The sequence below is a fragment of the Pseudonocardia sp. TMWB2A genome, assembly GCF_017312135.1.
Genome location: NZ_QKQY01000001.1, coordinates 3,040,220 through 3,066,778 on the forward strand (window position 1 = coordinate 3,040,220; position 26,559 = coordinate 3,066,778).

General features: G+C 58.5%; 29 protein-coding genes and 1 tRNA gene. 27 read left to right on the forward strand and 3 right to left on the reverse strand.

Annotated features, from left to right (window positions below):
• Positions 1-96: 96 nt before the first annotated feature.
• Together DMP17_RS14170 and DMP17_RS14175 are read left to right on the forward strand one after the other, a co-directional pair.
• Positions 97-1,125 (forward strand): NAD(P)H-quinone oxidoreductase, encoded by a 1,029-nt coding sequence (locus tag DMP17_RS14170; RefSeq protein WP_337829724.1) that lies wholly within the window; start codon positions 97-99, stop codon positions 1,123-1,125.
• A complete protein-coding gene (locus DMP17_RS14175; RefSeq protein ID WP_337829725.1) occupies positions 1,115-1,387 on the forward strand; it encodes a hypothetical protein in 273 nt (90 codons plus the stop codon). The genes DMP17_RS14170 and DMP17_RS14175 overlap by 11 nt, the downstream gene beginning before the upstream one ends.
• A 223-nt stretch (positions 1,388-1,610) precedes the next feature.
• On the opposite strand, the gene DMP17_RS14180 is transcribed toward DMP17_RS14175, so the two are convergent.
• Together DMP17_RS14180 and DMP17_RS14185 are read right to left on the reverse strand one after the other, a co-directional pair.
• A complete protein-coding gene (locus tag DMP17_RS14180) occupies positions 1,611-2,504 on the reverse strand; it encodes a TorF family putative porin (protein WP_337829726.1) in 894 nt (297 codons plus the stop codon).
• 243 nt (positions 2,505-2,747) lie between these two features.
• On the reverse strand, positions 2,748-4,652 hold the full coding sequence (locus DMP17_RS14185) for an ABC-F family ATP-binding cassette domain-containing protein (RefSeq protein WP_337829727.1): 1,905 nt from the start codon (positions 4,650-4,652) through the stop codon (positions 2,748-2,750).
• Positions 4,653-4,835: 183 nt separating this feature from the next.
• Here DMP17_RS14185 and DMP17_RS14190 point away from each other — a divergent pair, with 183 nt between their 5' ends.
• The 9 genes from DMP17_RS14190 to DMP17_RS14230 all read left to right on the forward strand — a co-directional run bounded on the left by DMP17_RS14190 (position 4,836) and on the right by DMP17_RS14230 (position 12,128).
• The gene (locus tag DMP17_RS14190) at positions 4,836-5,345 is read left to right on the forward strand and encodes a CinA family protein (RefSeq protein ID WP_337829728.1); all 510 of its coding nucleotides are present in this window, start codon (positions 4,836-4,838) and stop codon (positions 5,343-5,345) included.
• A complete protein-coding gene (locus DMP17_RS14195) occupies positions 5,345-5,863 on the forward strand; it encodes a hypothetical protein (RefSeq protein ID WP_337829729.1) in 519 nt (172 codons plus the stop codon). Before DMP17_RS14190 ends, DMP17_RS14195 begins: the two co-directional genes overlap by 1 nt.
• On the forward strand, positions 5,863-6,342 hold the full coding sequence (locus DMP17_RS14200) for a DUF421 domain-containing protein (protein WP_337829730.1): 480 nt from the start codon (positions 5,863-5,865) through the stop codon (positions 6,340-6,342). The genes DMP17_RS14195 and DMP17_RS14200 overlap by 1 nt, the downstream gene beginning before the upstream one ends.
• Before the next feature lie 421 nt (positions 6,343-6,763).
• A complete protein-coding gene (locus DMP17_RS14205; RefSeq protein WP_337827032.1) occupies positions 6,764-7,159 on the forward strand; it encodes a hypothetical protein in 396 nt (131 codons plus the stop codon).
• A 62-nt stretch (positions 7,160-7,221) separates the two neighbouring features.
• Positions 7,222-7,584 (forward strand): hypothetical protein, encoded by a 363-nt coding sequence (locus DMP17_RS14210; protein ID WP_337827033.1) that lies wholly within the window; start codon positions 7,222-7,224, stop codon positions 7,582-7,584.
• A gap of 109 nt (positions 7,585-7,693) precedes the next feature.
• Complete coding sequence (locus tag DMP17_RS14215) at positions 7,694-8,629, forward strand: UDP-2,3-diacylglucosamine diphosphatase (protein ID WP_337827034.1); 936 nt, start codon at positions 7,694-7,696, stop codon at positions 8,627-8,629.
• A 485-nt stretch (positions 8,630-9,114) separates the two neighbouring features.
• Positions 9,115-10,269: a glycosyltransferase family 4 protein gene (locus tag DMP17_RS14220; RefSeq protein ID WP_337829731.1), complete on the forward strand. Its 1,155-nt coding sequence runs from the start codon at positions 9,115-9,117 to the stop codon at positions 10,267-10,269.
• Positions 10,270-10,355: 86 nt separating this feature from the next.
• Positions 10,356-11,024: a DUF1013 domain-containing protein gene (locus DMP17_RS14225; protein WP_337827037.1), complete on the forward strand. Its 669-nt coding sequence runs from the start codon at positions 10,356-10,358 to the stop codon at positions 11,022-11,024.
• 9 nt (positions 11,025-11,033) lie between these two features.
• Complete coding sequence (locus tag DMP17_RS14230) at positions 11,034-12,128, forward strand: MBL fold metallo-hydrolase (RefSeq protein WP_337829732.1); 1,095 nt, start codon at positions 11,034-11,036, stop codon at positions 12,126-12,128.
• A 26-nt stretch (positions 12,129-12,154) separates the two neighbouring features.
• Here the strand turns inward: DMP17_RS14230 and DMP17_RS14235 are convergent, their stop codons facing one another.
• Entirely contained in the window at positions 12,155-12,766 is a 612-nt protein-coding gene (locus DMP17_RS14235; protein ID WP_337829733.1) for a thermonuclease family protein, read from the reverse strand.
• Between the two features lie 296 nt (positions 12,767-13,062).
• Between DMP17_RS14235 and DMP17_RS14240 the strand changes: the two genes are divergently transcribed.
• The 16 genes from DMP17_RS14240 (at position 13,063) to DMP17_RS14315 (ending at position 26,521) form a co-directional block, all read left to right on the forward strand.
• Positions 13,063-14,142, forward strand: a complete 1,080-nt coding sequence (locus DMP17_RS14240) for a hypothetical protein (RefSeq protein ID WP_337829734.1) — start codon at positions 13,063-13,065, stop codon at positions 14,140-14,142.
• A gap of 152 nt (positions 14,143-14,294) precedes the next feature.
• Positions 14,295-14,370 (forward strand) — tRNA-Val (locus tag DMP17_RS14245).
• 485 nt (positions 14,371-14,855) lie between these two features.
• The gene (locus DMP17_RS14250) at positions 14,856-15,284 is read left to right on the forward strand and encodes a curli assembly protein CsgF (RefSeq protein WP_337829735.1); all 429 of its coding nucleotides are present in this window, start codon (positions 14,856-14,858) and stop codon (positions 15,282-15,284) included.
• A 30-nt stretch (positions 15,285-15,314) separates the two neighbouring features.
• Positions 15,315-16,676 (forward strand): CsgG/HfaB family protein, encoded by a 1,362-nt coding sequence (locus DMP17_RS14255; RefSeq protein WP_337829736.1) that lies wholly within the window; start codon positions 15,315-15,317, stop codon positions 16,674-16,676.
• A 524-nt stretch (positions 16,677-17,200) separates the two neighbouring features.
• The gene (locus DMP17_RS14260) at positions 17,201-18,118 is read left to right on the forward strand and encodes a hypothetical protein (protein WP_337827043.1); all 918 of its coding nucleotides are present in this window, start codon (positions 17,201-17,203) and stop codon (positions 18,116-18,118) included.
• Positions 18,119-18,281: 163 nt separating this feature from the next.
• Positions 18,282-19,193 (forward strand): hypothetical protein, encoded by a 912-nt coding sequence (locus tag DMP17_RS14265; RefSeq protein ID WP_337827044.1) that lies wholly within the window; start codon positions 18,282-18,284, stop codon positions 19,191-19,193.
• Between the two features lie 129 nt (positions 19,194-19,322).
• Positions 19,323-19,928, forward strand: a complete 606-nt coding sequence (locus DMP17_RS14270) for a hypothetical protein (protein ID WP_337827045.1) — start codon at positions 19,323-19,325, stop codon at positions 19,926-19,928.
• Positions 19,929-19,933: 5 nt separating this feature from the next.
• On the forward strand, positions 19,934-20,485 hold the full coding sequence (locus DMP17_RS14275; protein ID WP_337827046.1) for a hypothetical protein: 552 nt from the start codon (positions 19,934-19,936) through the stop codon (positions 20,483-20,485).
• A gap of 25 nt (positions 20,486-20,510) precedes the next feature.
• Positions 20,511-20,900 (forward strand): hypothetical protein, encoded by a 390-nt coding sequence (locus DMP17_RS14280; RefSeq protein ID WP_337827047.1) that lies wholly within the window; start codon positions 20,511-20,513, stop codon positions 20,898-20,900.
• 147 nt (positions 20,901-21,047) lie between these two features.
• A complete protein-coding gene (locus DMP17_RS14285; protein ID WP_337827048.1) occupies positions 21,048-22,232 on the forward strand; it encodes a sensor histidine kinase in 1,185 nt (394 codons plus the stop codon).
• Between the two features lie 77 nt (positions 22,233-22,309).
• Positions 22,310-22,615: a substrate-binding domain-containing protein gene (locus tag DMP17_RS14290; RefSeq protein ID WP_337829737.1), complete on the forward strand. Its 306-nt coding sequence runs from the start codon at positions 22,310-22,312 to the stop codon at positions 22,613-22,615.
• Positions 22,575-23,363, forward strand: coding sequence for a substrate-binding domain-containing protein (locus DMP17_RS14295; RefSeq protein ID WP_337829738.1), 789 nt, complete (start codon positions 22,575-22,577; stop codon positions 23,361-23,363). Before DMP17_RS14290 ends, DMP17_RS14295 begins: the two co-directional genes overlap by 41 nt.
• Before the next feature lie 46 nt (positions 23,364-23,409).
• Positions 23,410-24,213, forward strand: a complete 804-nt coding sequence (locus tag DMP17_RS14300; RefSeq protein ID WP_337829739.1) for a phosphate ABC transporter permease family protein — start codon at positions 23,410-23,412, stop codon at positions 24,211-24,213.
• Positions 24,206-24,730: a PstC family ABC transporter permease gene (locus DMP17_RS14305; RefSeq protein ID WP_337829740.1), complete on the forward strand. Its 525-nt coding sequence runs from the start codon at positions 24,206-24,208 to the stop codon at positions 24,728-24,730. The genes DMP17_RS14300 and DMP17_RS14305 overlap by 8 nt, the downstream gene beginning before the upstream one ends.
• A 54-nt stretch (positions 24,731-24,784) precedes the next feature.
• On the forward strand, positions 24,785-26,062 hold the full coding sequence (gene pstA / locus DMP17_RS14310) for a phosphate ABC transporter permease PstA (RefSeq protein ID WP_337829741.1): 1,278 nt from the start codon (positions 24,785-24,787) through the stop codon (positions 26,060-26,062).
• Between the two features lie 12 nt (positions 26,063-26,074).
• Positions 26,075-26,521, forward strand: a complete 447-nt coding sequence (locus DMP17_RS14315) for a phosphate ABC transporter ATP-binding protein (protein WP_337829742.1) — start codon at positions 26,075-26,077, stop codon at positions 26,519-26,521.
• Positions 26,522-26,559: the final 38 nt, after the last annotated feature.

A 26,559-nucleotide genomic window follows, 5' to 3' on the forward strand; every position in this document is an offset into this window, starting at 1 on the left:
ACTGTCAATAAGGGCAATTAAGGTTAACGCGAAAGATTTTCAGGCGACGGGAATATGGAAGTGCCTGAAAAATATCGGAACTATATGGGGGGTTGAATGAATTTGCCTGACGCAATGCGTGCGATAACTATCTGTGAACCGGGCGGCCCGGATGTGTTGGCGCTGGCAACATGCGCCATTCCTGAGCCCGGCGAGGGCGAAGTCCTCATCAAAGTGGGTGCAGCGGGCGTCAATCGCCCCGATGTGATGCAGCGGCGCGGGCTTTATCCGGCCCCCGAAGGCGCGTCGCCTATACCGGGGCTGGAGATTTCCGGAACCGTGGTGGCGCTCGGTCGCGCGGTGCCCGACCATCTGCTCGGTCAGCCGGTATGCGCGCTGGTGACGGGCGGGGGCTATGCCGAATATTGCGTTGCGCCGGTGGTGCAATGCCTCCCCGTGCCAGCCGCGCTTTCGATGGTCGAAGCCGCCGCGCTCCCCGAAACCCTGTTCACCGTGTGGACCAATGTGTTCGAGCGCGCTTATGCGGTTGAAGGCGATGTGCTGCTCGTTCATGGCGGCACCAGCGGGATCGGCACAATGGCGATTGCGCTTGGCAAGCTGTTTGACCTCACTGTGATCGTTACCTGCGGGTCGGACGAAAAATGTGCGCGCGCGCTCGAATTGGGGGCGGCCCATGCGATCAATTACAACACACAAGATTTTGTCGAAGAAGTGCTGCGCCTCACCGACGGCAAGGGCTGTCAGGCGGTGCTGGACATGATCGGCGGCGATTATGTGCCGCGCAATATGCAATGCCTTGCCGAAGATGGCCGCCATGTGACGATTGCGGTGCAAAAGGGGCTGAAGGCAGAGGTCAGCCTGGTCGATATTATGCGGCGGCGTTTGACCCTGACCGGATCGACGCTACGCGCCCGTTCGGTCGCGTTCAAGGGCATGGTCGCGGATGAAATCCACTCGACCGTGTGGCCCCATGTCGAAGCAGGCCATTTGCGCCCCGTTATCGACAGCATCTACCCGCTCGATCGCGCCAATGAAGCCCATGCGCGCATGGAATCAAGCGCCCATGTCGGCAAGATTGTCCTTCAGGTGGAGCCGGGCCAAGGGGAGCCTGACAGTGCCGCGTGACACGCTCGTCAAATATGGGGCGATTGTGATTTTTGCGGTCGTCAATCTGCTCGTAACCTTCACCCCCGTCATCGCCCCGCCTGACGGCCAGACGGCGATGAACGCCAATTTATATAAGGGCGCCAGTCTGGTGCTGGGCCTCATCGTCCTGTGGCTCGCGGTGCGGCAGAACCGCTATTTGCTGCTGGTGGGCTTCGCGATGCTGCAACTCTTCGCGTTCAGCCGGTTTAGCGCGACATTGAATGGCAGCGGGTTGGGATAGGGGGATAACGATCTTGGAAACCCACCCTCGGTCCCGCCCGTAATCCCGGCAATCCCACCCCTCGTCATTCCCGCGAAAGCGGGAATCCATCTCCGGACTTTGAAATTGCAAGGTCCGTTGCGTTGTGCGGATAAGGAATCAGATGGATTCCCGCTTTCGCGGGAATGACGGGAGAAGGAAAAGGACAGGATTATTGCCGCCTGCCTCCTTTTCCCCTCATGCCTTAAAACGAAATCCCCACCGTGCCGAACACACCGGCCTTGGCGACATTCTTGCCTGACGGGCTATAGAGCGCCTTATCGGTATCGACATAAGTCACGCCAAAACTCAGGCTTTTCCACACATAGGTCGCGCCGATGCTCCAGTCGGTATAGCTGTTGCCGATCGTCAAATAGGACGGGCCGATGCTATGCCCGACATGCGCGTTGACCGTGACCGGTGTAGTGGGAATACCCGCAGACAGGTCGGCGGCGAGGTAGAGATTATCTTCCTTGCCATGCCCGACCGACAGCGCGTTTTGTTTGGGGGCATAAGCGATGCTCGCTTTGGCATTGACCGGCCCTAGCGTATGCGACAGCGCGGCATAGGTTTCGATGAAATCGGTATTGAGGCCGGGGGTGATTTTCTCCGCGCCGGGATAGACATAATAGATCGCGCCGACATCGAGCGTGGTGCCGCCCAAATCCTTTTTATAGCCGAGCGTGAGGTCAATCTCCTGATCCGCGCCGCCCGCGACATAATCGTCGATGGTCGAACCCCATATACCGCCATAAAGGCCGGACTGGTGGGTGACGGTGATCCCGCCCTGCACCGCGAAATCCTTGTCGGTTTGCGACACGCCGCGGAAACGATAGTCGGACGTAACAGTCGCGCTGCCCGACACGCTGACGGCGGCGGGCGGGTCGGTATCCTGCGCAAAGGCAGGCGCGGCGGTAAATAAAGCGGAGGCGGCCAACAGGCCGGGCAAGATGGAACGCATAAATATCCCCTTTAGGTTCGGGTTGGTATCCGGTTCCGCCTGCGCGTCACGGCCGGGCCTTTCATCGTCGGAATATCGCAATACCGCACAGCCCTGTACCTGACATGACCCAAGCTGCCCGATTTTGTTGCGCTGCACAATAGGGAAAATTTGGGGTGAGGGGGCGTTAGTTCTGGGGGAGCGGTCTCGATGTATATGCCCCTCCTCTTTAGGGGAGGGGCAACGGAGACTTAGGAATTTGAAGCGACAGCGAAAATTCTTAGTCGCAGTGGGGTGGGGGCTAGCGGTTAGCTCTGTGCTATACGGACAGCCCCCACCCCAACCCCTCCCCTGAAGGGGAGGGGCTAATAGTGCAACCCCTCTCGCAAGCGGGAGGGCTTTTTATGCAGCCCCCGCCATTTCCAACTTCTCCGCAGCTTCCATCCAGCGCGCTTCGGTCTCTTCCATCGCTTTGGTGAGTTCGCCATGTTTGCGCGCGAGGTCCGACATGGTCAGCTTTGCTAGCGCGGGCGTTGCCGCTTTGGGGTCGAACATCGCCAAATCCACCGCGCTGCGCTCCTTGGTGAGTTTGGCGAGTTCATCCTCGGCCTGCTTCACCGCCTTGCGCAAATCAGCCTGCTTGGCGCGGGCTTCGGCAGCGGCCTTGCGGTCCTCTTTCTTGTTGGTCGCCTTATGTGCAGCTGGAGCCTCTTCGCGCGGCTCATCCGTGATTACAGCTTTGGGGGGATTTTTACCCAGGATAAGGTCGGTATAGTCATCGAGACTGCCGCCAAATTCCTGCGCGGTGCCGCCATCGACCAGCACAAGCCGGTCGGCGACCAGTTCGATCATATGGCGGTCATGGCTGACAATCACCACCGCGCCGTCATAGGCATTGAGCGCTTGGACCAACGCCTCGCGCGCATCGACATCAAGGTGGTTGGTCGGCTCGTCGAGAATGAGCAAATGCGGCGCATCGCGGGTGATGAGCGCCAGCGCCAGCCGCGCGCGTTCGCCGCCCGACAGCTTGCCCACCAACGTCGTCGCCTTGTCGCCCGAAAAGCCGAAGCGGCCAAGCTGCGCGCGCACTGCGCCCGGCGTCGCGCCCTTCATCTGGCGGGTCATATGTTCGAGCGGGGTATCGCTCCCGTCCAGTTCTTCGACCTGATATTGGGTGAAATAGCCGACCTTCATCTTGCCTGAAGAGGCCATCGCGCCTTCCATCGGCGTCAATTGCGCGGCGAGCAACCGCGCGAGCGTGGTCTTGCCGTTACCGTTGCGCCCCAACAGTGCGATGCGGTCATCGGGGTCAACGCGCAGGTTCAATCGCTTGAGGATCGGCGTCTCCGAATAACCGACACTCGCCAGATCGAGCGTGATCAGCGGCGGGCGCAATTCGCTGGGATCGGGAAAGTCGAATGACAGGCTGGGGTCTTCGACCATCGCCACAATCGGCTGCATCTTGGCGAGCGCCTTGGCGCGCGATTGGGCTTGCTTGGCGGTTGAAGCGCGGGCGCTATTGCGCGCAATATAGTCCTGCAACTTGGCGCGCTGGGCGTCTTGGGCAGCCTTGGCCGCCGCAAGCTGCGCGGCGCGTTCGGCGCGTTGCCGTTCAAACGCATCATAGCCGCCCGCATAAAGCGTGACCTTGCCGCCCTCCAGATGGAGGATATGGTCAACCACATTGTTGAGCAAGTCGCGCTCATGGCTGATGACCACCATCATCGCTGGGTAATTTTTGAGGAAATTTTCCAGCCACAAGGTCGCTTCCAGATCCAGATGGTTGGAAGGCTCGTCGAGCAGTAGCAAATCGGGTTCGGAAAAAAGCAATGCGGCTAGTGCCACGCGCATTTTCCACCCGCCCGAAAAACTGTCGAGCGGGCGCTGCTGCATTTCTTCGTCAAAGCCCAACCCCACCAAAATCCGCGCCGCACGGGCCGGGGCAGTATAAGCGTCAATCGCAATCAACCGCTCGTGAATATCGCCAAGCTGGTCAGGGTCGGTGCAAATGTCGGCGTCGGCCATGAGCGAAGCGCGCTCGGTATCGGCGGCGAGCACGGTTTCAAACGGCGTCGCGGTGCCCGCGGGGGCTTCCTGCGCAATATAGCCGATGCGCGTCTTGCGCGGCATTTCGAGCGCGCCATCATCGGCTTCCAAAAGCCCGATCATCACCTTCATCAAAGTGGACTTGCCCGCGCCATTGCGCCCGATCAGTCCGACGCGCGATTTAGGCGGCAAGGCGGCCGTCGCCTTATCCAATATGGTCCGCCCGCCAAGGCGCACAGTGATGGCATTGATATTGAGCATGGGACGCGGACTTTGTGAAACCGGTTGAAGGAAGGGGTGGGTCGGGGTGCGCCCTTAGCACGCTCCCCGAAAAATGCCACTGGTTCCGATATCCGGGTCCAATGCACGCGGCGCGCTGCACATACCGCCCGCAGGAACTTCTCCCACGCGAAACCGTAATCTTCTGGGTGGAAGGAGGCAAGTATGGCCGCGGCGGCACCTGTCACCAATGACGCATTGAAACAGTTGGCGCGCGATGTGTTACAACGGGCGAGTGCGGCCAAATTGCGCATATCGACCGCCGAAAGCTGCACCGGCGGCCTGATCGCTGCCTATCTCACCGAAATCGAAGGCTGCTCGCACATGGTGGATGGCGCGGTGATTTGTTATTCCGACGCGGCCAAAGTGAAGTTGCTCGGCCTCTCGCCCGACCTCATCGCGAGCGAAGGCGCGGTAAGCGCAGCTGTCGCCAAAGCGATGGTCGCCCATATCCGCGAAAAATCCGGCAGCGATCTGCTGCTCTCCATCACCGGTTATGCGGGTGATGCAGGCCCGGATGACGAAGCGGGGCTCGTGCATTTTGCCGTCATGACGGCCGACGGCCCCGTCACCCATGTCGCGCGCCACTATGGCGATATTGGCCGCGAGGCGACCCGCGCGCGCTGTCTTGAAGATGCGTTCCGAATGATGCTCAAGGAAATGGAGGACGCATAGTGGCAGAAACGCTCGCTGCTGACGTCCCTGACGGGCTGGAGACGCATAATGAGCGTCGCTTGCCGACATGGAGCGGCATCCTCATTTTGGGCGCGATTGTAGCGACCGGCGCGAGCGGACTTTTGGGCGGCGCTCCGTCACCCGAAATTACAATCGACAGCGCCGCCGCCAAGCTTGCCGTGAAAACGCCGCATATCTTGCGCAACGGCACTTTGTTTGAAACCCGAATCCGCATCACCGCCCATCACGGTATCGCGCGGCCAGTGGTCAAAATTTCCGAAACTTTGTGGCAAGACACGACAATCAATTCCTTCATTCCCGCCCCGTCCGAAGAGACGGTAGAGCCGGAAGGATGGGCATTTACGCTCGCGCCCCTTGAAGCGGGGCAAAGCGTAACGCTTCATATTGACGGACAGAATAACCCGCCGCTTGTCGGCACGAATGAAGGACGCATCAGCCTTTATGATGGCGACGCGCACCTTGTCGCCCTGCCTCTTTCAGTCCGGATATTGCCCTGATGGATATTGTCCTGCGCGCGGGCGTGATGTTTGCCATCCTTTATTGCGTCATCCGCTTGATGGGCAAAAGAGAGCTGGCGCAATTGACGCCCTTTGAACTGGTTACGCTGATGGTGTTGGGCGATCTCGCACAACAGGCGGTCACCCATAGCGACACCAGCCTCACCGGCGGCCTGCTCGCAATTGCGACCTTCGCATTTCTGGCGAGTGCGCTGAGCTGGATCACATTCAAATCCCGCCGCGCCGAAAAATTGCTCGACGGCACCCCGCAAGTCATCGTCCGTAACGGGCAATTATTGAAAGAAAATCTGAAACGCGACCGCGTCACCGTGGCTGAGGTCGAATCCCAGATGCGCCTCGCAGGCATCAGCCGCATCGACCAGATCGCCTATGCCATCATCGAACCCCAAGGCCCGATCAGCTTCATCCGCAAGGATGGGGATGAACTAAATGCCGGTCATGATCCCACCGTGACGTGAGAAGGTGTAGATGCCGCCTAGAAAAATAGAAAATTGACGAGAATGAGGCACACCGACGCGCTCACCCAAAAATGACTCCGCCGCCAAACTCTATTATTACCACCGTTAGACAGCCGACGCCTTATCCAAAATGGCCCTCCCACCAAGGCGCACAGTGATGGCTGATATTGAGCATAAGCGTATTTCGGATGCGTTTCGTCATATAAGGCAAGGGTTGCGCGCGCCCTTAGGATGGTTGGCGCAAAACGCCACATAATGTAGCGGTTCAAACGTCGCTTATTCCCATATATTGTCAGAAATTATGCGCCGTTCAGGATGCGGACAACGTTGATCTGCGCGCCCTGCGCGCGACACAGTTACACGGCACAGGAACCCGACCGGCTCACAATCGTAATCTAATGGCTAGGGAGGCCGGAATATAATGCAGTTCAATGCCGGCCTGATATTAATGATACCGCTTATGCTGGCATCCTGTCAGTTCATGCCGGAACGCTCAGATACACGAAAATCCCAAATATTTATCCAGCGTGTTACCGAACCAAATTATCCGGCTCCTGATACCATTATAAAAGGGCGGTTTCAGGTGCAGGGTGATTGCTTGGTGTTTGAAACATATGAGGGTGTTTTCCGTGCAGTGATGCCGCGCGCTACGCGCTTTGTGGGGCCTGATACACTTGCCCTTCCTGACGGAACAAGGTGGGTATTGGGTACAGAAGTAACGGTTAAAGGCGGGGAGGGGGATTATGACACCGCAAGCATAATTTCTTCCTCTTGCCCGTCAAAAGCAGCAATCATCAGCGGGGAAGGCACTGCATAATGAGACATATACTGACGACAGCCTTTTTCAGTTTGTGCGTCTTGGTGTCGGGTTGCACCACAATGCCCGTGCAGGGCTCAAAGGCGTCGATTAATCTACTTACCAACCCTTTTGACACACCTAAAAACAGGCCTGATGTGTTGCTGACTGCTGGGGTGCAAGGGACATTGATCGTACAAGACGGATGTATATTCCTCAGTCATAATGGCGGAATGATTGCGCCTGTGTGGCCGGTTGGCTCGACTATTGCTCAAGACCCTGTTGCTGTTCGTATCATTATGCCGAACAATCGCGGGGTTGCTGTGGTTGGTCAAACAGTCCGGTTAAGTGGCGGCGTAATATCCTCTCAAGATGTTGAGCGTCAAAACGGACGGGATGCCCAATGTGCGGGCAAATATTTTGCTGTTTCCAGAGTGGAGGATTGAAAAAATCCTTGTTGCAGACCGGTGGCAGCGAAAGTCTGCGTTGGCGCGCCCCCACCCCAAACTGTAACAATAGCCTGCCATAGGCCGCCGCATACGCTGAAGCATGGGCATGAGCGGGGTGAGTATGGACGGTTTGATGCGGTTGGCGTTCGATAAGGGCGCGGCGGTGAAGGGTTGGGACGCGGATGGCGCGGGCTTTCCGCCTTTCCGGATTCCGGAGGTTATTCCGGAAAAGCGGCTCCGATACCGCACCATCTTCATTTCGGATATCCATCTCGGCACGCGCGGTTGCAATGCCGAACTGCTGATCGACTTCCTCGACCATGTCGATTGCGAAACGCTCTATCTGGTCGGCGACATTATTGACGGCTGGCGGCTCAAAAAGAGACATTATTGGCCCGCTAGCCATAATGATGTGGTGTGGCGCGTGCTGAAACGGGCCAAGCGCGGCGAGCGGGTCGTCTATATTCCCGGCAATCATGACGAGATGTTGCGGCCCTTTTGCGGGATGGATTTTGGCGGCGTCGAAATCCGCCATCATGCGGTGCATGATACCGCCGACGGGCGGCGCTTGCTGGTGCTGCATGGCGATGAATTTGACGCGGTGATGCTCGCGCACCGCTGGCTCGCCTTTGTCGGCGACGCGGCCTACACCGCGCTGATGCGGCTTAATGTCGTCATCAACCGTGTGCGGCGCTGGATGAATTTGCCTTATTGGTCGCTCTCCAAAATCGCCAAGCATAAGGTCAAAAACGCGGTCGAATTTATCGGCCAGTTCGAAGAATTGGTCGCCAAAGCGGCGGGCCAACGCGGCGTCGATGGCGTGGTGTGCGGGCATATCCACACCGCCGAAATGCGCGATATATCGGGCGTTGCTTATTATAATGACGGCGATTGGGTCGAAGGCTGCACCGCCTTGGTCGAACATGAAGATGGCCGCATGGAAATCCTCCACTGGCCCGAAGAAATGGCGAAACGCAAAGCCGAAGAAACGCGCGCCGCCGAGCAGGCCGGACAAGATGTTTCGGTCGCAACGGCGGCGTGAGGCGGCGATTATAAGCCAGCGCATCGCAGGCACCCCCGTCTCCCCTTGTGGGAGAAGGATAGGGAGGCTTGGCGCGAATGCGCCTAGCCGGACTTGGAAGAGGGGTGGGCGATTGCCATTGCAATCGCGCGAGCCTGCGGCTCGCTTACCCCTCACCCAGCTCCAACTAAACTCACTTCGTTCGTTAAGTCTGCGCATCCCGTGTTTGGCGCTAAGGGTAAACCACGCCCCGCATGGTTTAGAAATTGCCGGGGGCAATTTCGGCCCTCATCCCCAAACACGCCCACAAGGGGAGAGGGGAAGGGGCATTTATATCCCACGTCTCCATGCGTCTCACCTCCACACATCCCCCCTCGTCATTGCGAGCCGCGGAGCGGCGCGGCAATCCAGAGCCAAGGCGCGCAACACTGGATTGCTTCGTCGGCTTTGCCTCCTCGCAATGACGGAGGGTGGGTTTATCGCACTGAAAGTCGAAGGACGTCCTCATGACTTTGCTCAATAAAGCTTCATCCACAATTTCCCCCCACGACCGGCCAATGCGCATCCTCATCGTCTCCGACGCATGGGAGCCGCAGGTGAATGGCGTGGTGCGCACGCTTCAGGCGGTGCGCGCGGAGCTGGTGGCGATGGGGCACACGGTCGGCATGATTACGCCCGACCAGTATCGCTCGATGCCGTGCCCGACTTATCCGGAAATCCGGCTCGCCATGACGCGGCCCAAGACGGTCGGGGAGCGGATCAAGGCGTTCCAGCCTGACGCCATCCATTTGTCGACCGAAGGGCCGTTATGCCTTGCCGCGCGGCGCTGGTGTCTGGTGAACCGCGTGCCGTTCACCACCGCCTATCACACCCAATTTCCCGACTATGTCGCCAAGCGCACCGGTTTGCCCGCGCGCGCAATCTGGCCCTATATCCGCTGGTTTCATGGGCCTGCGCAGGCGGTCCTCGCTTCGACCCCGCAGATCCGCGAAGAATTGCGCGCGCAAGGCATTACCCATCTCGCCCATTGGGGTCGCGGCGTCGATATGACGCTGTTCCGCCCCGATGGTCCCAAGCATCCGGCGGTACTGGCGGCGATTGCGGCACGGGCCGGGGAGGGCGAGCAGGTAGGCGAAGAATTGGCCCCGCAATTGACCCCCGCGTCGCCCCCCGAAACCGCCGCTTACCCCGTGCAGCTCTATGTCGGGCGCGTCGCGGTGGAGAAAAATATCGAGGCTTTTTTGAAGCTCCCGAAAATTGGTATTAAATTGGTAGTAGGCGACGGCCCCGCGCGCGCCGCTCTCGAAGCCCGCTACCCCGATGTGTTGTTCCTTGGCGCATTGTCCGGAGAAGAACTTGCCGCCGCCTACCGCAGCGCACAAGTCTTTGTATTTCCAAGTTTAACAGACACATTCGGGCTTGTCATGGTCGAAGCTTTGGCGAGCGGTGTCCCCGTTGCGGCCTACCCCGTCACCGGCCCCACCGACGTCCTCGGCCCCCTCACAAAAGCGTTGCACAACGACCTCGAAAAATCGCTGGAATTCGCGCTTTTGATCGATCCCGCGGCGTGCATCGCCCATGCCCGCAACTTTAGCTGGAGGGCCAGCGCCGAACAATTTCTGGAAGCGCTAGCCCCCATCCCCAGCCTTTCGCTTGCGTAACCCCTTTAAAGGCGCTACGAACTGCGCTCTACAGGCCGCTCCCGCGTGGGGCGGCCCTTTTATTTTATTCTTACGGAGAAGAGACCATGTCTCAACCGCTCATGCCCCATGCGACCGCCACCTGGCTGGTTGACAATACTGCGCTTTCTTTTGAACAAATCGCCGAATTCTGCGGCCTTCATATCCTTGAAGTGCAGGCGATTGCGGACGAAACCGCGGGCACCAAACATACCGGCCGCGACCCTGTGCGCGCGCAAGAACTGACGATGGAAGAAATCGAAAAGGGTCAGGCGGACTCCGATTATCGTCTCAAAATGTCGAAGGGACCGGAGCAGGTCCGTCGCACCAAAGGCCCGCGCTATACGCCGGTTTCCAAGCGTCAGGATAAGCCCGACGGCATTGCCTGGCTGATCCGCAACCATCCCGAAATTTCGGATGGCGCGATCGGCAAGCTTATCGGCACGACCCGCAACACGATCACCGCGATCCGCGAGCGCAGCCACTGGAACATCGCCAACATCGTGCCGAAAGATCCGGTAACGCTGGGCCTGACCTCGCAGCGCGAACTGGACGCTGTGGTTGCGAAGGCCGCGAAAAAGGCGGGGCTTGAAGCGCCGACCGATGCGCGTCTTGCCGGGGACCGCGAAGCGCTCATCGAAGAATTGCGCGCCGAGCGTGAAGCGGCGGCCAAGGCGGCAGACGAGGCACTTGCTGCCGAAGCCGACCCGTTCCGGGCACCCGGCCACGACGTTTAATCGCCTGCCATGCGCTCCCCCGACGCTTCGCTCACCGGCGATGACGGTTTTCTGGAAACCGAAGATCGGGGGCTAACCTATCCTTGGGGTGCCCGCACGCCAGAGGTGGGCGAGCTTATTGCGATTGCAGACGGGATCGGCTGGGTCCGCATCCCGATGCCGGGATCGCTCGGTCATATCAACTGCTGGGTGATTGACGACGCGCCAAGCGGTGCGCTCACCATCGTCGATAGCGGCATCCGTCTGCCCGATTGCCGCGCAGCGTGGGAGGCTTTGTTTGCAGGGCCGCTGGAAGGCCGCAAGGTTACGCGGTTGATCGCCACCCATATGCATCCCGACCATATCGGATTAATGGGGTGGCTTGCCGAACGCGACGGTGCGCCGCTGCATATGACGCGGCAGGAATGGCTCACCGCCAAATTCGTGATTGCCGACGTGCAGGAAGCGGTGCCTGCGGCGGTCCTAGATTTCCGCCGCGCGGCGGGCTGGACCGAAGAACAGGTTGCCGAAAGCGCTAAAGAAGGCTGGGGCCGACTGCGCCACGTCATCCACCATATGCCGCATGGCTATGTACGGATGGAAGAGGGCGAGATTTTGCCGCTGGGTGACGGGCAGTCTTGGCGCGTGGTGGTCGGGTCGGGCCATAGCCCCGAACATGCCTGCCTTTATAATGAAGCTGCCAATATCCTCATTTCCGGCGACCAGATTTTGCCCAAGATCAGCTCGAACGTGTCCTTGGGAGCGAGTGAGCCGATGGCCAATCCGCTTGGCGATTGGCTGGCGTCAATAGACAAGCTGCTGGGCGTTTTGCCCGAAGATGTGCTGGTGCTGCCTGCGCATGGCGAACCGTTTCGCGGCGCGCATGAGCGGTTGAAGGCGCTTAAAACCGAGCATCTTGAGCGGCTGGATGCGCTTGTTGTCCATTGCGCCGAAGCGCCGCGCACGGCGGTGGATTGCTTCCCCATCCTGTTCAACCGCGTGATTGGCGACAGCCATCGCGGGCTTGCAACCGGTGAAGCTCTGGCGCATTTGCGCTATCTGGAAGTGGCGGGCCGTGTCACCAGCGCCATGCGGGACGGCGTAACATGGTGGCAAGTCGCTTAATTTTCGGCTGCTTAATTTTCGACCGCTTAATTTTCAGCGGTGCGCGGATGCCGCACACGCCAATCCGCAGGCCGTTCGAATGGCCCGCGCCATATTCCGCGCTCGGCCCGCGCCGCTTCGGCCTCTTCGCGTAGATAGGGGCCGCCGTCATTATAGCGGCTGTCAGTGGTTTCCGCGCCCGATACCGCCATACCGCGCCGGACCATTTCGCGGCCTATGTCGGCAACCCCCTCGACCGAACAGGATGCAACCGCGCGCTGATAGGCATCGCGCGCGGCGACCACACATTGCAAAGCATGATTGGCGATGATTGTCTCCAACGCCGTGCGCGCTTCCTTGCCGCACGCCCATGCTGCGCCTTTTTCATCGGTGCAGGATTGGCGATATTCTGGGGCATCAATGCCGGAAATGCGGATGGTTTGCCGCACCGACCCTTGGCGCAAAACTATGCTGTCGCCGTCGACCACGGTGATGCTGTCGCCTTGACGGGAGCGGATATGCTCTGCCGTGCGGTCCTGCCAGCGCCAGACCAGAAGGAGCAGGGCGAGCAACAGGCCCACCAGCAGGATTTGCCGCGTCCAATACCATAAGCGCGCCACGAAACGCCGGACTTTATATTTGAGGACATAGGCTTCCATCAGCGACCGTTTAAGGCGGCGCGCGCGGGCTGCCAAGAGCTGGACGGGAAACGCTAGGCTAAATGTAAAAAGCTTTATTCTTATCCATTATGGATGGAAATCGGACAGGATTTTTGCGCTCAATATTTGACATGAATGTCAGTTATTTGTGGATGGAATTAAGAGACTTCCTATGTTTGCCCTATGTCGTCGCCTAGTCATTCCCTCCATATCGGACCAAGCCCTCTTTCCGGTTTCCTCCGCTTTGGTCAATAAATCGCGCGAACCATAGTAGATAGATTGAGGGTGAGAGCAAAATGACGCATGAAGATGCCGGGCGCTCGCGCGCAACCTATTGGACCAAGGTACGGATCATGCGGGAAGAGGGACAAATTCCGGTCGAGGATGACCGCGCGGCGCTGGATTATGCGTATAGCGGTGCCGAGCGCACTGTGATCATTACAAGGGGCGATACAGAGGCCAGTCGTTGGGAACGTTTGTGGCCGCCGCAAACCTTCTATCTACTCAACATTGTTGATCCCGATAAAGCCGCTGCGGTTCTCGACCGGATCAGCGGGCTCGATCTGGTATGGGTCGAGCTTGAAGATAATCCGGCACCCGATGCCTTGGTGGCGCGGTTGCAACTGATGACTGCGCGCGGGAGCATCCGGCTGGTGTGGGTCGCGCATGGCGCGGCGCTTGATCAAGGTTATGCCGCTTTTGATGACGACCATGTCACATTACTTTCCAGACCAGACGATAGGGAACGTACCGTAACCGCTGCCATTATGGGGTCGCGCCATAAATTTGCGCTGCATGACAGCAAGAATGAGTCGGAAGCCGCGCAAATCCATAAGCTCACCGAAGAAGTGAATCGCATTGCGAAAACACTCGCGCAAATGGCGGAACGGCGTGGGGGAGCGGATGCGAACGGGCTTCCCGACGCGCAGGACAATCCCGACAATAAATTGCGCTCCCCGGCAACCAGCTATGTTGCCGAACCGCCTTTGTCGGGCAATGGCTTTGGCGCAAGTGCGGCGCCTGCACCCGGTGTCACGGCTGACGATGTGCGGCAGGTTATCCGGATCCGCCGGATGCGCGACCAGTTTTTCCCGCCCGAAATCTTTGCCGGTCCGGCTTGGGATATGCTGCTCGACCTCATGGCCGCGCGGCTTTCGGGCGCCAATGTTTCGGTGTCGAGCCTGTGTATCGCATCGGCAGTCCCTGCAACCACCGCGCTGCGCTGGATTCGCACGATGACCGATGCAGGGCTGTTCGTCCGCCATGCCGATCCCGATGACGGGCGGCGCGTATATATCGGCCTTTCCGACGAGGCCGCAGCGGGCATGATGCGCTATTTTATTGCCATCAAAGGGCGGACCAGTTTTTCGGATTAAGGGCTGCCGGGGTAAGAACCTTCCGTGAACAAAGTTCGGGAATTCTGCGGGACTCTCAGTTACGAACGTTTCTCATTGGTTCTTTTCGTTTAGGTGAAAAGCCTATTGACAACCCTTCAAAATGCTAGCTATTGCGCGGCTTCCACGGAAATGGGCGATTAGCTCAGTTGGTAGAGCATCTCGTTTACACCGAGAGGGTCGGCAGTTCGAGCCTGTCATCGCCCACCATTTCCCCCTTTACGAAAATCCTTGATCTTTTACTTTTTCCGACACTCGCGGACCTTGTGCTGATGTGGTGTGATGGTCAGAAAATGATCAGACTCCAATTGATCTGCCTGCCTCTCCCCAAGCACGCAAAATCTGGTCAGAGCCTATAGCCGCTGAACGCATTTTTTTGGGTGAGTATGAGAATAGGCTACGGTAGTCCGCTCAAGGGTAAGGATATCTACTTGGTGCAAAATCATGCGCTTATCCCGTCGGGCGACTCGCCATTTTCAACAGTGCTCAAATGTAAATTTCTGTCCGGTTTTTACAACCGAAACATGTTTGTGACGCAGCCCAAATTATCGAAATAAACTATTAAATTCAATATCCTATATAGTTGTAAACACGACAATGTTGACAAGGCGATAGGCCCAAGCGTATTTTACAAGCCTAGCAAATAAGAAATTAACTTTGGGTCGCCCCGTTACTTTGCTGATGAGGGCATCAACATGTTTAAGCGACCTGCGATTTTGCTATCCCTGCTATGCGTCATGACCTCTGCGCCCGTTGCGGCGTCCGATATGGTTTATACGCCCAACAATCCGTCCTTTGGTGGTAACCCGTTTAATTCGGCCCATCTTTTGGGCATTGCGAACAGCATCAACAAATATAAAGATCCCAATGCGGTCAACAGCCAGGACCCGGCGCAACAATTTTTGCGCACGTTGCAAAGTCGGCTGCTGTCATCGCTTGCGACCCAGATTACGGACCTGATCTTCGGCCCCAATGCTCAGGAATCCGGCACCATCCGTTTTGGCGATCAGATGATCGAATTTGTCCGGAGCCTCGATTCCGTGACGCTCATCATCACCAATCTGGCGGATGGCACCACTACAGAAATCGTCGTTCCGCTGCTGCAAGCCAGCACCGGCGGATAATCACGGTCGCGCTGAAAGGGAGTTGGGGGCATGAATAGTCCACAGATGTTGAAATGCGCGACGGCATTGCTTGGAGCAGCGTCGATGAGCTTGGCGGGATGCGCCGCCCATAATCAGGCGGTATGGGAACCGCCCAAGATGTTGAAACCTTCCCCCGCGCTGGAGCAATTAACCTCGCTCCCTTCGCCGGGACAGCGGGTTCCGGTAGCGGTCTATGGCTTTACCGACCAGACCGGTCAGTTCAAAAGTTCCGAAAATACGCAATCCCTTTCCCGCGCGGTGACGCAAGGGGCGACCTCGATCCTCATCAAGGCTTTGCAGGATTCGGGGCAACGGAGCTGGTTTCAGGTGATCGAGCGCGAACGGCTCGACAATGTGCTGCGCGAACGGGCGGTGATCCGCGAAATGCGCGCCAATTATCTGGGCGAAAAAAAGGTCAACCCTAACGCGCTCCCGCCCTTGCTGTTTGCAGGCATCCTGCTGGAAGGCGGGATTATCGGTTATGACAGCAATACCAAATCGGGCGGCGTGGGCGCGCGTTTTCTGGGGATTGGGGCGCATACCCAATATCGCGAAGATACTATCACCCTGTTCCTGCGCGCGGTCAGCGTCAAGACCGGCGAGGTGCTGGCCAATGTGAGCGTGCGCAAGACGATTGCGTCGGTTTCGGCGGGCGCAGATGCGTTCCGCTATGTCGCCTTCAAGGACCTGCTCGAAGCCGAAGCAGGCTTTGCCTATAATGAGCCGGACGAATTGGCGCTCCAGCACGCGATTGAAAAAGCGGTCCATTCGCTCATCATGGAAGGCGCGGTGCAAAATCTGTGGTGCTTCAATACCACCGATGAATATGCCCAAGGCATGATCCGCACCTATCTTGCCGAACGCGACAGCGTGAAAGGCGAGAAGGTGGTTATGCCAACAGCTCCGTGGAGCCCGTCGTGCCAGAAAAATGTCGCGCGGGCGCAAGCTGCACCCTTGCCGGTGCCGCCGACACAGGCGCCTGTGGCCATTGCTGCGGCGCTGCAACCGATTGCAGCGCCTGCGCACTCCGCCCCCGCTGCCACACCCCGGGCGGTGGTATTGAACGGTCCGGTTACGAAACCCGCACCGCAAGCTGATATACCGGTCGAGAAAAAACCTGTGGCATCCAGCCCTGCCCAAGTGACGGTCGTGGCCAAGCCCCAGCCGATACTGGTTCAGCCAGCAGCCTCCCAGCCGAAGCCGGTCGCGCCGCTCGTCCCGCCGCTCGCGCCGGGGAAAGCTTCGGCACCGGTAACGCCGGTGGCTGTTCCGCCTTCGTCCGATGGCGCGCGCCCTGCGGCGCAATCTGCGGGTAAGGACAAACCGATCGAACCTGAAAACACGGGCGCAACGCCGCTCGCCAATCAGTGAGGGCAATAGAAAAAGGGAAAGGATTAAGAGGGCTCACCAACATTCGCGTGATTGGCATCAGAAAATGTTGGTGAGCCGGACCGATCAGGATTGTGACATCATAACCGGCACGGATAAAATATCCGCAAGCGGCAAAATAGCATGGCGTTCCGCCCTTGGCAATCAAGCCAGATACGCAGGGACAAGGCCAAGCCGCACTGCACCGTTCCGCACCATGACTGCGCTCTCCTGACCATCAATATGCCGGGCAGTATCGGGGGAATTTTTGCCGTCCTGTGACGGTTTCAAAATCCTCCCGCGCCAACCGGCCAACAGACCCCCGCTGGCTGACGGGTCTTTTTAGACCATCAGCCGCCGCCCCTTCCGGTCACTTCCGTACCGTCGGCCGGAAGGGGATCGCGGGGAGTCCAATATGTCGCAGAAGGCGCCGGATTAATACGCATCGGCCGGCCTTTCATAACCGAGATGCGGATGATGAAGAGCGGTGGGCTTTTCCACCTCAAGTTATGAAACAGGAGAATATCATGAAGAAATATCTGTTAGCGTCGATCGCAGCTATCGCCATCGCCGCCCCTGCTGCTGCCAATAACAGCAACAGCACTGTTACCCAATCGGGCAATGTCAATGCGGCGCAGGTCGACCAGACCGGTGCTACAATGGGCGGGGATTCGCTCATCGACCAGTCGGGCGACAATAATATCGCCAATGTCAAACAGGTCGATGATGCGGGCGTGTGGGGCAGCGCGCCTGTCAATGATTCCACCATCCTGCAATCGGGTGACAATAATGAAGCCTATGTGGATCAGGGCAGTGAATCGCCCTTCTTCACCATGAACAGCTCGATGATCGACCAGTCGGGTAACAACAACTATGCGGATGTGACGCAGCGCGATGATGGGCAGACGTCCACCATCTGGCAACCGTCGGACAATAACCGTGCGGTTGTGTCGCAGGGCGTGGCCGGCAGCGGTGACACGACCTACGAAAATAGCAGCTATATCGAACAGCTCGATATGGGTTCGCATGATGCTTATGTGGACCAGTCGGGCCGCTTGAATGACAGCTATATCAGCCAGTCGGGCGAAGACCATCGCGCATGGGTGCTGCAATCGGGCAACCGCAACATCTCGACCGTGTACCAGAGCGGCTACCAGCAGGAAGTTGATGTCAACCAGTCGGGCGATGACAATGAATCCTATGTCGACCAGAGCGGCGATTTCCAGGATGCGATCATCAACCAGTCGGGTGACAATAACTATTCCGAGCTGTTCCAGTCGAACTGGAACAACTGGGCGGACATCACCCAGTCGGGCAACAACAACTTTTCGGGCGTTTACCAGTCGGGTGCGGATAACTCCGCAACCGTCACCCAGATGTCCAACAACAATATGTCCTCGATTACGCAGAGCGGGAACAGCAATACCGCAAGCGTAGCGCAATAAGAACGGGCGGAGCGGGTGGCTTTGCCGTCCATCCGCTCCTCCTTTCGTCACGAACTGAACCTGAAAGCGCCGGAAATTTTTCCGCATCGTCCGGATGCTTTCTACCACAGGATGCGGGGCAAAAATGCGGCCGGATTTTGCCGCACATAACAGGAGAAATGTCATGAAAAAATGTCTGTTGGCGTCCATCGCCGCCATAGCGATTGCAGCCCCTGCTGCTGCCAATAACAGCACGAGCACGGTCAACCAGTCGGGTAATGTCAACGCGGCGCAAGTCGACCAGACCGGGGCTAATACGGGCGGGGATTCGCTCATTGACCAGTCTGGCGATGACAATATCGCCAATGTGAAACAGGCCGATGACGGTGCGGGCAGCGCACCGATCAATGAATCGACCATTTTGCAGTCGGGCAACAGCAACGAAGCCTATGTCGATCAGGACAGCGAAACCTTCCCGATCTTTTCCAACCTGTCCTATGTCGAACAGACGGGGGATGATAACTATGCGGACGTGACGCAGCGCGATGACGGCCAATGGTCGACCATAATCCAGTCGTCGGACGATAACCGTGCGGTTGTTTCGCAAGGTCTTGCCGGAAGCGGTGACACGACCTTCTGGAACAGCAGCTATATCGAACAGATGGATAGCGGCTCGCACGATGCCTATGTCGAACAAACCGGTGCGTTGAACGACAGCATCATCATGCAGGCCGATTATGACCACCGCGCCTGGATCCTTCAGGGCGGCGATGGCAATGGCTCGGAAGCCTATCAGAGCGGCTATCAGCAGGAGCTGGATGTCAGCCAGTCGGGTGACAATAACTACAGCTATGCCGAGCAAAGCGGTGTGTTCCAGGATGCTTTTGTCAACCAGTCGGGCGACAATAACTATTCCGAACTGCTCCAGTCCAACTTCGACAATTTTGCCGATATTACCCAATCGGGCAATGGCAATGCGTCGGGCGTCTATCAGACCGGTCTCGTGAACACCGCCTTCGTTACCCAATTGTCGAACAACAACCTGTCGGTTGTGGCGCAGTCGGGCAACTTTAACGGTGCAACTGTAGCACAATAATATCGCTGGAAAGGAGCGGGCCTGTCTCCCCGCAGATCCGCTCCTTCCTCTTTTATTTTCTCGTTTTACGAAAAGGGCTTTGTCATGAAACGGCCTCCCGGAATTCCATCCCTGATACAGGCTTTGCTGGTGAGCGCACCGCTTTTGCTTGCGGCCCCGGTGGCGGCGCAATCGTCCAATGCGACTATCAGCCAGATCGGCAACGGATCAACCCTCGCAACCGACCAGTCGCAAGCGGCTGGCGCGACCATTTTGGTCGAACAGATTGGCGATGCGATGCGCGCAAATATCGTCCAGCGCGACGGCGCGCATAAGGCAACAGTGCGGATGCAAGGCGAAGAACAAAGCGTTGAAGCCGTGCAGGCCGGTTCCGGTCTCAACCGGATCGAGGTTGATGTAGCGGGCGGTTTTAACATGGTGAGCGCCGACCAATTTGCCGAAGCGGGCGGCTCGAACGTCGCGTTGCTATCGCAAAATGGCATAGGCAATCGCGCGCTGATTTCCCAGCAGGCAGCGGTCGGGCAAAATTACCTGTCGCTTGCGCAAAATGGCAATGATAATGTTGCGGCGTTGTCGCAAAATGGCGGCGATAACCAGATGGATTTGACCCAAAATGGCGATGCCAACACGGCCAACCTGACGCAAGACGGGGTTGGCTTGATCCTTGGCATCATCCAGAATGGCGGCGCGTCCACGACCGTTACGCAAACCGGTCCGGGCGGCGGAGGCGGATGAAGGCTATGACGGCTTGGAATGGATTTGAATGTGGCGCGTGCGCGCGCATCGGCGCATTGCTGTTTGTCATAGCGGCGGCATCGCCCGCTGCGCTGGCGCAAGCGCCGGGCGGGCAAGTTGCGCAAATAGCGCCGCCCGCCTCCAACCGCCAAGCCGTTATGATCGAACAAATCCAGCCGCCGGGGCGGCATCCCCCGACCAAGGTGGAAGCGGTGCCGCATCGGCCCGTCGCGTCCAAGGAAGCGGCCACCACCTTGCAGCTCCCGCCCGACCTTGCATCGGTGTCGGATGATCCGGATCAGGAAACCGGGCTGACCTCGCCCGATACCGTCGCGCCCAACCTGTTCGGCGATGTGGTGCGGGCTTGGCACGTCATCCGCAATCGCGGGCAACAGCCGACGCCCGAACTTATCGCGCGCGAAATCGGGCCGGACGCGCTCACCGCCTTTTTGAACCAATATCCCAATGGCGTTGCGATGATTACCGCGCAGGAACCACCCGCTGCGCCAACGCCGCCCGATCTGCCGCCGGACATTGTGCCGGGGCGGGACAATTAAGTGCGCGGACGGAAAGGAAAGGATGATGCCCCTCTCTTCATTTCCCTTGGGGTTAATACTCGCCTTGGCAACCGGAAATGCGGATTATTCCACAGGCAGCCCTCCCGAAATGTCCGCTGCTGATACGACCGGAAAAAGCATGGAGGCCAAGGAAATCGGCCCCTTTGCGGTGCATAAAACACAGCACGGCTCTATGGTCGAATTAACCCTGACCGTCGCGCGTCCGCTCTCGCGGAATTACCGCTACGACCTGGTCATTTCCGGCACATCCAATGTCCGCAATGCAGGCCGTGTCGGACCTTCCGCCCGAATCGGGGCGACCTTGTGCCGCTATGCCTTTTCCGCCGGGCGCGCATGGCATGGAACTGTCACAATTACCGACGATGCGGGGCGCACCGAAACTTTGCGCCTTTGAATAATGGCACCGGACGGCGTAGGTCAACGCCCTGTTTTCGCACTCTTTCACCACTATTTTCCCTGTGTCACGGGATTGTCACATTACGGTGACAGCTAACCGGATGTCCGTTACATATTGGTATTAGCGGCGAATAGGGATGTACGGATGCCAAAAGGCCCCTTTTTCATAGCGATAATATCGGCGGTCGGCATGGCGGTCGCGGGCGCAGAACTTTGGTTGGTCGCCGCGATTCTTTTGCTGTGGTTCGGCAGCCTGTGGCTTATCGGCACGTCGGGCGAAACCGAACAGGATGCCTATGTCCCGACGCATGATGTGACCGACATTGCTGCCGCGTTTCTGGAGCCAGTGGACGCGCCTTTATTGCTGGTGGACGCGAACCGCATCGTCTCCGCCAATGAAACCGCGCGTCTGGAACTGGGCGCGCATGTAGTGGGGCAGGATGTGCGCGTGGCGCTGCGCCATCCGGCAGCGGTCGCCTTGCTCAATGCCGAGCCTCAGGGGCGCGACAATGGCGTGCAGGCAACGCTCATCCAAGGGCTGACCAGTTCGCGCAGCCTGTTTGAAATGCGGGTGCGCTCGATTGATGCGCGCTACCGCCTGATCCAGCTTACCGACCGCTCGCGCGAGGCCGATATTTCGCGCGCGCACACCGATTTTGTCGCCAATGCGAGCCATGAGCTGCGCACGCCGCTTGCCTCGATTATCGGCTATGTCGAAACCCTGCGCGATGATGACGGGCGGGTGGACGTGGCGAAGCGCAACCGCTTCCTTGACACGGTGCTGCGCGAAGCCCAGCGGATGCGCTCGCTGGTCGAAGATTTAATGTCACTGTCGCGCATCGAAGCGGAAAAGCATCAGGTGCCCGCCGACAAAATCGACCTGTCCTCGACCGCGCAAGCCATCGCCAAGGATGTGGCGGCGGTGCATGGCGACCATCGCATCCGCTTCAACATTGAAACTCCGCACAGCTTTGTGCTTGGCGACCATGCGCAGATTGACCAGCTTATCCGAAACCTTGTCGATAATGGCCTCAAATATGGAGCGCCGGACGAGGCGGTCACGGTTTCGGTGCAGCCGGTGGGGGATTCGGTCATGCTGATTGTGCAGGACAAGGGCGCGGGCATCGAGCCCGACCATCTGCCGCACCTCACCCGTCGTTTCTATCGCACCGATCCGGGCCGCAGTCAGGCCGCAGGCGGTACGGGACTCGGCCTCGCCATCGTCAAACATATTGTCGAACGCCATCGCGGCACATTGGATATCACCAGTGTGGTGAACGAGGGGACTTGCGTTTCTGTGCGGTTTCCTGCGCTTCACGAAGCTTTATGACAGCTTTGTCACGGAAGTGTCACACAAGTGCGGCAATGGCGCGTCACTACTGGAAACAAGCCCAACAGGAGCTTCTCATGATTCGTTCCAAAACTATCGTTGCCGCACTGGTTGCCTCTGTTTCGCTTGCTGCTTGTGGCAGCGGCGGTAGCGGCGGGGCTGGCGCATCGCGTGACCAGATCCGCGCTGTGGGATCGTCGACCGTATTTCCTTTTTCCAAAGCCGTTGCTGAGGCGCTGACCAAGACCGACCCGACCATCAAATCGGCGATTATTGAATCGACCGGTACGGGCGCGGGTATGAAGCTTTTTCTGCGCAGGCGTTGGTGTCGCCCATCCCGATGTGGTCAACGCATCACGCCAGATCAAAAAATCGGAATTTGAAGATTGCGTCAAAAATGGCGTCAAGGATGTGGTGGAAATTCAGGTCGGTCTGGACGGTATCGCACTCGCCGAAGCAAGCAGCGGCCCGTCGATGAAGCTGACGCTGGTTGATGTGTATAAGGCGCTTGCGGCCAATCCGTTCGGCAAGCCCAACACCGCCAAAAATTGGAATGATGTGAACCCGGCGCTGCCGAACCTTCCGATCCTCGTTTATGGCCCGCCCGCAACCAGCGGCACGCGCGATGCTCTGGCGGAACTCATCCTCACCAAAGGCTGCGACACCGACGCCGCAACCAAGGCGCTAAAGGAAAGCGACAAGGATAAGCACGCAGCAATCTGCACCGATGTGCGCACCGATGGCGCTTATGTAGAATCGGGTGAAAATGACAATTTGATCGTCCAGAAGATCGTCGCCAACCCCAAAGCCATCGGCATTTTCGGCTATTCCTTCCTCGAAGAAAATCCGGACAAGCTCAAAGGGATTCCGATGGACGGCGTGCAGCCGACCTATGAAACGATTTCGGACTTCACCTATCCCGGCGCGCGTCCGCTCTACATTTATGTGAAGGCGGCGCACCTTAATGCGATCAAGGGCCTTAAGGAATTTGCTGCGGAATATGCCAAGGCTTGGGGACCGGACGGCTATCTCAAGAAACAGGGCATGGTGATTTCGCCGGAAGATGTGCGCAAAGCCAATGCGGAGATTGTTGCGTCGATGAAACCGATGGATGGCTCGGCTCTGAAATAAGCTGCAAAACCGATGATGATGTCATTCCGGTTAGAGGGGTAAACGCGTGTCGCCTGCCATATTTTTCCTGCTGGTTGCCGGTCTGGGGCTGGTGGCCTGGATCGCCGGGCGCTCGCGTGCCCGGTTGTTCCGGAAAGGCGCACGCGGGGCCGTCCACTCGCTTCCGGCCTATCATGGCTGGTATGCGGCATTGTGGGCGGTCATCCCTGCGGCGGTGTTTGCGATTGTGTGGATGAACCTGTCGCAATCCTTGGTGTTCCAGGCGGTGCTAGCCGATCCGGCAGCGGCGCAACTGCCCGCAATGGATATGGAGCGCAACGCCATCCTCGCCGAAGCGCGCAGCGTCGCGATGACCGGGGCGGGCGCGTTTAATCCGCTCGCCAACCAGCTTGCCGCGCCTTTCCGCGAAGCGATGCGCTTTTACGGCATTATCGGCGCGGTTGTGACCTTGATTATCGGCTTTGCGGGCGGTGCGTTCGGCTATTTGCGCCTGCGTCCGGATTTCAAGGCGCGCACGCAGGTTGAAAAAGTCGTGATGATGACACTGTTGTTGGCATCGCTTGTCGCGATCCTGACGACGGTGGGCATCATCGCCTCGCTTCTGTTTGAAACCGGTCGCTTCTTTACGATGGTTTCGCCGATAGATTTCCTGTTCGGCACCCACTGGGCGCCCAACCCGATGGCCGCGCCGACGGCGGATGCAGGCAAGGATTTCGGTGCGCTCCCGCTCTTTTGGGGCACCATCTTCATCGGCGCGATTATCGCGATGATTGTCGCTATCCCGCTGGGGCTGATGAGCGCCATTTATCTCACCCAATATGCATCGCCCCCAAGTGCGGTAAATGGGTGAAGCCGCTGCTCGAAATTCTCGCTGGTATTTCCGACCGTGGTTTACGGCTATTTCGCCGCGCTTACCGTCCGCGCCCAAAATCCGCGACTTTGCGGTGATGATGGGGATGTCCAACCCTTCGACCGAAAGCGCCTTGGCGGCGGGTCTGGTGATGGGCATCATGATTATCCCGTTCGTGTCGTCGATGGCCGATGACAGTATTGCGGCGGTCCCGCAAGCCATGCGCGACGGCTCGCTCGCAATGGGCGCGACCACATCGGAAACCATCCGCAAAGTGTTGGTTCCCGCCGCGCTCCCCGGCATTGTTGCGGGCGTGATGCTCGCCATAAGCCGCGCAATCGGCGAAACCATGATTGTCGTGATGGCGGCAGGGGCTGCGGCCAATCTATCGGCCAATCCGTTTGACAGCATGACCACGGTGACATTCCAGATCGTCGCGATGCTGACGGGCGAGGGAGTTTCGACCATCCCGCAACGCTCTCCGCCTTCGCGCTCGGCATGGTGCTGTTCATCGTGACGCTGATCCTGAACATCATCGCGCTGCGTGTCGTAAAAAGGTTCCGCGAAGCTTATGAATGAGGTTGCTCTTCCTGTGAACGATACGCGTATCCCCACCGATTGGGCCGGTCCTGCTATGACGGCGCGGCGGCGCAAACGCCATGCGGCAGAGCGCCGGTTCCGGCTGTTCGGCTTGGGCGCGATCCTTGTGTCGGCCTTGTTCCTTGCCTTCCTGCTTGTCACCATGACCTCGAACGGCATTGGCGGTTTCCAGCGCAGCGAAATGGTTGTGCCGATGGACTTCAAAGCCTTGGGCCTCACGATTTCGGAAGACCAGATCCGCTCGCCCGATGCCGCACAGGCCTTGGCAGCGGCCGGACTTGAGGAAGCGGTCAATATTTCCGCGATGCAGGCGGTTGGCCCCGAAGGCGGGCGCATTTGTCGCAATCGGCCTGGACCGAAGTGCGCGATGCGGGTGATTGCCAAGCCGTCGCTGCTTCACGAAAAAACCAGCTTTGACCTGTCGGTGTCCGACGATCTGGCCGCTGCAACGCGCGGTGAAGGCACGCAGGAAATGCGCGCTCTGGCCGGGCAGCTTGAACAGAAAGGCGCGCTCAGCTCCAATTTCGACCTCGGTTTTCTGACGCGCTCCGACGCGACAGATCCGGGGCAAGTGGGCATTTGGGGCGCGCTTAAAGGCTCGATCCTGACGATGCTCGTCACCTTGCTGCTCGCCTTTCCGGTGGGGGTGCTGGCGGCCGTTTATCTGGAAGAATATGCGGCCAAGAACCGCTGGACCGACTTGATTGAAGTGTCGATCAACAATCTGGCGGCGGTGCCGTCGATTATCTTCGGTCTGTTGGGTTTGGCAGTATTCCTGACCTTCATGGGACTGCCGCGTTCAGCGCCGCTCGTTGGCGGTATGACGCTTGCGCTGATGACCATGCCGGTCATCGTTATCAGTGGCCGCAATGCCATCAAGGCGGTGCCGCCGTCGATCCGCGATGCGGCGCTGGCTATGGGCGCAAGTCCGGTGCAGGTGGTGTTCCAGCACGTTCTGCCGCTTGCGCTGCCCGGTATTTTGACCGGCACGATTATCGGCATGGCACGCGCGCTGGGTGAAACCGCTCCGCTCCTGATGATCGGGATGCGCGCCTTTGTCGCGACGCCGCCCGATAGTCTGACCGCGCCGTCGAGCGTATTGCCGGTGCAGATTTTCCTTTGGTCCGATGAAGTGAGCCGCGGTTTTGTCGAGCGCACCTCGGCGGCCATCATCGTGTTGCTGCTGTTCCTGCTCGTCATGAACGGCCTCGCAATCTATCTCCGCAACAAATTTGAGCAACGCTGGTAAGGCGCGTCCATTATGGCTTCTGTTTCCCCTCTCCCGACCAACAATGCCCCCAAGATGACGGCGCGTGACGTGTCGATCTTCTATGGCCCCAAACAGGCCATCGATAAGGTGTCGATTGACATCCCGAACGAATTTGTGACCGCTTTCATTGGTCCGTCGGGCTGTGGTAAATCGACCTTCCTGCGGTCGTTGAACCGCATGAATGACACCATCCCGTCCTGTCGCGTCGAAGGGCAGATCGAACTGGATGGCGAAGATATTTACAAAAGCGGCATGGACGTTGTGCAATTGCGCGCGCGGGTCGGCATGGTGTTCCAAAAGCCCAACCCGTTCCCCAAAACCATCTTTGAAAATATCGCTTATGGCCCGCGCATCCACGGCCTTACCGATAGCAAGAGCGAGCTGGAGGGGCATGGTCGAAGCGGCGCTGGTCAAGGCCGGCCTGTGGGACGAGGTTAAAGACCGTCTGAATGACAGCGGCACCGCTTTGTCAGGCG

Bases quoted from the DNA above. Each gene is read 5' to 3' on its own strand.
- DMP17_RS14265 (WP_337827044.1), top strand. From the start codon at position 18,282: ATGAAAAAATGTCTGTTGGCGTCCATCGCCGCCATAGCGATTGCAGCC.
- DMP17_RS14305 (WP_337829740.1), top strand. From the start codon at position 24,206: ATGGGTGAAGCCGCTGCTCGAAATTCTCGCTGGTATTTCCGACCGTGG.
- pstA (WP_337829741.1), top strand. From the start codon at position 24,785: ATGAATGAGGTTGCTCTTCCTGTGAACGATACGCGTATCCCCACCGAT.
- DMP17_RS14315 (WP_337829742.1), top strand. From the start codon at position 26,075: ATGGCTTCTGTTTCCCCTCTCCCGACCAACAATGCCCCCAAGATGACG.
- DMP17_RS14170 (WP_337829724.1), top strand. From the start codon at position 97: ATGAATTTGCCTGACGCAATGCGTGCGATAACTATCTGTGAACCGGGC.
- DMP17_RS14250 (WP_337829735.1), top strand. From the start codon at position 14,856: ATGTTTAAGCGACCTGCGATTTTGCTATCCCTGCTATGCGTCATGACC.
- DMP17_RS14230 (WP_337829732.1), top strand. From the start codon at position 11,034: ATGCGCTCCCCCGACGCTTCGCTCACCGGCGATGACGGTTTTCTGGAA.
- DMP17_RS14260 (WP_337827043.1), top strand. From the start codon at position 17,201: ATGAAGAAATATCTGTTAGCGTCGATCGCAGCTATCGCCATCGCCGCC.
- DMP17_RS14220 (WP_337829731.1), top strand. From the start codon at position 9,115: ATGACTTTGCTCAATAAAGCTTCATCCACAATTTCCCCCCACGACCGG.
- DMP17_RS14200 (WP_337829730.1), top strand. From the start codon at position 5,863: ATGGATATTGTCCTGCGCGCGGGCGTGATGTTTGCCATCCTTTATTGC.
- DMP17_RS14185 (WP_337829727.1), bottom strand. From the start codon at position 4,652: ATGCTCAATATCAATGCCATCACTGTGCGCCTTGGCGGGCGGACCATA.
- DMP17_RS14285 (WP_337827048.1), top strand. From the start codon at position 21,048: ATGCCAAAAGGCCCCTTTTTCATAGCGATAATATCGGCGGTCGGCATG.
- DMP17_RS14205 (WP_337827032.1), top strand. From the start codon at position 6,764: ATGCAGTTCAATGCCGGCCTGATATTAATGATACCGCTTATGCTGGCA.
- DMP17_RS14255 (WP_337829736.1), top strand. From the start codon at position 15,315: ATGAATAGTCCACAGATGTTGAAATGCGCGACGGCATTGCTTGGAGCA.
- DMP17_RS14235 (WP_337829733.1), bottom strand. From the start codon at position 12,766: ATGGAAGCCTATGTCCTCAAATATAAAGTCCGGCGTTTCGTGGCGCGC.
- DMP17_RS14240 (WP_337829734.1), top strand. From the start codon at position 13,063: ATGACGCATGAAGATGCCGGGCGCTCGCGCGCAACCTATTGGACCAAG.
- DMP17_RS14210 (WP_337827033.1), top strand. From the start codon at position 7,222: ATGCCCGTGCAGGGCTCAAAGGCGTCGATTAATCTACTTACCAACCCT.
- DMP17_RS14190 (WP_337829728.1), top strand. From the start codon at position 4,836: ATGGCCGCGGCGGCACCTGTCACCAATGACGCATTGAAACAGTTGGCG.
- DMP17_RS14215 (WP_337827034.1), top strand. From the start codon at position 7,694: ATGAGCGGGGTGAGTATGGACGGTTTGATGCGGTTGGCGTTCGATAAG.
- DMP17_RS14290 (WP_337829737.1), top strand. From the start codon at position 22,310: ATGATTCGTTCCAAAACTATCGTTGCCGCACTGGTTGCCTCTGTTTCG.
- DMP17_RS14280 (WP_337827047.1), top strand. From the start codon at position 20,511: ATGCCCCTCTCTTCATTTCCCTTGGGGTTAATACTCGCCTTGGCAACC.
- DMP17_RS14275 (WP_337827046.1), top strand. From the start codon at position 19,934: ATGACGGCTTGGAATGGATTTGAATGTGGCGCGTGCGCGCGCATCGGC.
- DMP17_RS14225 (WP_337827037.1), top strand. From the start codon at position 10,356: ATGTCTCAACCGCTCATGCCCCATGCGACCGCCACCTGGCTGGTTGAC.